The sequence below is a fragment of the Microbacterium sp. zg.Y909 genome (genome assembly GCF_024626565.1).
In genome coordinates, this window is record NZ_JANJFJ010000500.1 from 1 (window position 1) to 2,844 (window position 2,844).

Sequence of the window (2,844 nt, forward strand, 5' to 3'; positions counted from 1 at the left end):
ACTCCGCTGCTGCCGCATTGGCGGCGTAGAGCCGTGACCTGCCCGAGGTCTCGGGTGCGGCCGCGCCGTCCTCGTAGTGCAGCGTGTAACCCAGGCGGCCGGCCAGCCGCTCCACCGCCTCGGTGAAGGAAACGTGGTCCATCTGCCGCAGAAAGGTGTAGACGTCGCCCGATTCCCCGCAGCCGAAGCAGTGGTAGAAGCCGGCCTGCGAGCGCACGTTGAAACTGGGGCTGCGCTCGTCGTGGAAGGGGCAGAGCCCCTTGAGCGATCCGACGCCCGCGGGCTTGAGAGCGACGCGCTCACCGATGACGTCGGCGATGTTGGTACGGGCCTTCACCTCGTCGACGTCGGCCTGACGGATGCGCCCCGCCATCAAAGCCCCTCGAGGGGCTCGGGCAGCGCATACGCGTCCGAGGCGATGACCCGGCTTCCCGGCGCCCAGAGGCCGAGGCTCGCCAGATCCACCGGCTCGACCAGGCGTGAGTGCCACGAGATCGCGAAACGGTCGGTGAGCGTGGCGACCTGATCGACCACGACCCGGCGGCGCGCGGCGTCGGTCTCGGCGCGGGCGAAGTCCTCGGCGTGGAGCAGGTCCAGGTGGTCGGGCCGCTCCCACAGCGCGGTCGCGAGGCGCTTGAGCAGGCGGCGCTGCTCCTTGTAGAGGCCCTTGCGACCTTCGATTGAGACGACGAACGCGCCGATGATGCCCTTGAGCACCGCCATCTCGGCCTCGATCACCCGCGGCACGATGACGCGGCCGCGGTAGCGCGTGAGCACCGGGGTATCGAAGTGTTCGCGGGTGGCCGATGTGGCGGCGCGGGCGAAGCGGCCGATGAGGTCGGAGGTGAGGTTCTTCAGCCTGGCGTGCGCGGCACGCGACCCGTCGAAGGTCGTGATCCACTCCGGCATCCGCATGAGACGGAACAGCGCGTCGTCGAGCTCGTCACGGGCGAAGTCGTAGCCGACCCAGGTCTGGATCGCGCTGAGGATGGCCTCGTGCTCGCGCGGGTCCGACAGGCGCTGTGGCTCGAGATAGCCGTTCACGATCGCGTCTTCGAAGTCGTGCACCGAGTAGGCGATGTCGTCGGAGAGGTCCATCACCTCGGCTTCGATGCAGCGCAGGCGTCCCGGTGCATCCTGGCGCATCCAGCGGAAGACGGCCTCATCCTCGGGGTAGACGCCGAACTTCAGGCGCCCCCCGGGATCGGGGACGGGGTGCTCCGCGGTCCACGGGTACTTGCAGGTCGCGTCGAGACTCGCCCGGGTGAGGTTCAGGCCGAAGCTCACCCCGTCGTCGTCGACGACCTTCGGCTCCAGGCGGGAGAGGATCCGCAGGGTCTGCGCGTTGCCCTCGAACCCGCCGATGTCGGCGGCCCAGTCGTTGAGCGCCCGTTCGCCGTTGTGACCGAACGGGGGATGCCCGATGTCGTGGCTCAGGCAGGCGGTGTCGACGACGTCGGGTGAGAGCTGCAGCGCGGTCGCCAGCTCCCGCCCCACCTGTGCGACCTCGAGCGAGTGCGTCAGACGGTTGCGGGCGAAGTCGTACGGGCTCGCCGGGCTGAGCACCTGGGTCTTGGATGCCAGGCGTCGAAGCGCGGCGGAGTGCAGCACCCGGGCGCGGTCGCGAGCGAAGCTGTCGCGCTGCGACCGGTGGCGCTCGGGGTGGAACCGTGCCGCGTCGTCGTCGTCGTATCCGTCGGGGCGCCCGGTGAAGACGCCGACGCCGCTGGCCCGCTCACCCGCCACTGTTGTCGATCTCCGCTTCTGCGAGCAGCGCGCCGGCGTCGGCGGCGATGTCGCGCGAGGCGAGCCACCCGTCGGGCAGCGCAGGGCGCTTGGGGGTGCCGGCGCGGCCGCGCTGGCCTTCGGCGCCGCTGCCGGGGTAGGGCGCGTCGAGGTCGAGGGTGGCGAGCACCTCGTCGATCTCGGCGAGGCTCGACACGGTGGCGAGCCGCGCGCGGGTGTCGCCGCCCACGGGGTAGCCCTTGAAGTACCACGACGCGTGCTTGCGGATGTCGCGGCAGCCGCGGTCTTCGCTTTCGTGGAACTCCACGAGCAGGTCGGCGTGCCGGCGGAAGGCCGCCGCCACGAAGCCGAGCGTGGCGTCCACCGGCGGCGCAGTCGCGGAGCCCGGAGCGAGCGCGCGCGCGAGATCCCCGAAGAGCCACGGACGCCCGAGGCAGCCGCGACCGACCACGACGCCGTCGCAGCCCGTCTCGCTCATCATGCGCACCGCGTCTTCGGCGGACCAGATGTCGCCGTTGCCGAGCACGGGCACGCTGGTGACGGTCTCTTTCAGGCGCGCGATGGCGTCCCAGTCGGCGTGCCCTGAGTAGAACTCCGCCGCGGTGCGGGCGTGCAGGGCCACGGCGGCGACGCCGGCATCCTCGGCGATGCGCCCGGCATCGAGATAGGTGAGGTGATCGCGATCGATGCCCTTGCGCATCTTCACGGTCAGGGGGATGTCGCCTGCGGCCCGGGCGGCGCGGGTGACGATGTCGCGGAAGAGCCCGAGTTTCCAGGGCAGTGCCGCTCCCCCGCCCTTGCGGGTGACCTTGGGTACGGGGCAGCCGAAGTTGAGGTCGATGTGGTCGGCGTGGCCCTCGTCGACGATGATGCGCACGGCGGCTTCGACCGTGGCCGGATCCACGCCGTACAGCTGGATGGAGCGAGGCGTCTCGGACTCGTGGTGGCGGATGAGGCGCATGGTCGTGGCATTGCGCTCGACCAGCGCACGGCTGGTGATCATCTCGCTGACGTACAGCCCGGCGCCGTATTCGCGGCACAGCCGCCGGAAGGCGGTGTTGGTGATACCCGCCATCGGAGCCAGCACGACGGGCGCAT

The 2,844-nt window shown here is 70.7% G+C and carries 3 protein-coding genes; all 3 read right to left on the bottom strand.

Annotation, left to right across the window (positions count from 1 at the left end; translation table 11 throughout):
• The coding region (locus NQ160_RS21955) for a CHC2 zinc finger domain-containing protein (RefSeq protein WP_257517168.1) at positions 1-373 on the bottom strand (373 nt) is incomplete at its 3' end.
• Positions 373-1,746: a deoxyguanosinetriphosphate triphosphohydrolase gene (locus NQ160_RS21960; RefSeq protein ID WP_257517169.1), complete on the bottom strand. Its 1,374-nt coding sequence runs from the start codon at positions 1,744-1,746 to the stop codon at positions 373-375. The genes NQ160_RS21955 and NQ160_RS21960, both read right to left, overlap by 1 nt.
• Positions 1,736-2,844 (bottom strand): tRNA dihydrouridine synthase DusB (gene dusB, locus NQ160_RS21965; RefSeq protein ID WP_257517170.1); only part of this gene is annotated, 1,109 nt, incomplete at its 5' end. The genes dusB and NQ160_RS21960, both read right to left, overlap by 11 nt.